The 1435-nt window shown below is 45.5% G+C and carries 1 pseudogene; it reads left to right on the top strand.

The annotated features are described in order from the left end of the window. The first annotated feature begins 313 nt into the window (after positions 1-313). A pseudogene (locus tag O9332_RS25305) lies at positions 314-1270 on the top strand (IS110 family RNA-guided transposase). Positions 1271-1435: the final 165 nt, after the last annotated feature.

Genomic DNA, 1435 nt, shown 5'->3' with positions numbered 1-1435 from the left:
TAAGTAGGGAGGCACAATTATTTGTAGGATGGGTTAGCGGTAGCGTAACATAATCGGGCGTTGGGTTTCATGCTTCAACCCAACCTTGTATATTGAGAGAGGTGGTAGACCGTCCCAACCTTGGTCGGAAAAGACCGCTTCGTAGCAAGGGTCACCACCATAATCTCCCTGACAAAACTCGAACAGTCGCCGGGGTCGTGGCGAAAACAATCAATTGTTAAGCTAAGAGACCGGATCGGGCAAGGATGAGTAAAATCAAGGGGATGCTCTCCAAAATGACCATCAATTCTGCTTGCTTTAGTTAGGTTCAATCATGGAAAATATCTCTCAATGGGTAGGCATTGACATTAGTAAAGCGACCCTAGATGTGTACCTCCGTCCCCTCGGTAAAGCGATGAAAGTTGCTAACACAAAGGAGGACATATCTAAACTGGTCGAAACCCTAAAATCCTACACTGTCAACCTCATCGTTCTGGAAGCGACAGGAGGTTGAGAAACTGAACTGGTGATTCAATTACAAGAAGCGGATTTACCTGTAGCCTTAATCAATCCCCGTCAAGGAAGAGACTTTGCTAAAGCCACTGGTAAATTAGCCAAAACCGATGCCATTGACGCTCAAATCTTAGCTCATTTTGGCGAAGCAATGCAACCGCAAATATTAGCGGTTGAGTCGGAAGAATCTCGTCAATTGGGCGACTTAATTAGTCGTCGCCGGCAACTTGTCGAGATGCGGACTGCCGAAAAAAACCGACGGGAACGCGCTCGCGGTAAAGCTTTGGTCGATATCGAAGCCCATCTTGAGTATCTCGATAACTGCCTCGAAAAACTCAATCAAGAAATTGAGGAATTGACCCAAGCTAACCAACAATGGCTCGAGAAAGTTAATTTACTCAAAACCGTGCCGGGGATTGGTCAAGTAATTTCTACTACTCTCGTCTCCGACTTACCAGAACTCGGTCAATTAACCGCCAAACAAATCTCTCGCTTAGTCGGTGTCGCACCGATTAATCCTGATAGTGGTCAACATAAAGGTAAGCGAATGATTCAGGGAGGTCGCGCTCAGATTCGGGCGACTCTTTACATGGGAGCGGTGGTAGCTATGCGTCATAATCCGGTGATTAAAACCTTTTACGAACGCCTAGTCGGACGAGGTAAATCAAAAAAACTGGCTCTGACTGCTTGTGTGCGGAAAATCTTAGTTATTCTTAATGCAATGGTTCGCCAAAATCAGCCTTGGCAGCTTGCTGACAATTTACCACCTTGTTCCTAGAGATTCACACTTTTTGTTATCTCTGATCAAGGGTTGCGCTTGCTTTGGTTTAACCTGAGCGACTTAGTTTTTGCTGCGCTTTTTTCTGGCTTGAGATTTTAGGTTCGACAGCAACTCCTTGATTGTTTTTTGAGTTACCCCTTGACAATCAAGACAGTCGCTACG

It is taken from the genome of Microcystis sp. LE19-10.1B (assembly GCF_027530565.1).
GTDB classification, from domain to species: domain Bacteria; phylum Cyanobacteriota; class Cyanobacteriia; order Cyanobacteriales; family Microcystaceae; genus Microcystis; species Microcystis aeruginosa.
Note: the sequence above shows the minus strand (reverse complement) of the source record. Positions and strands in the feature narration are given on the sequence as shown.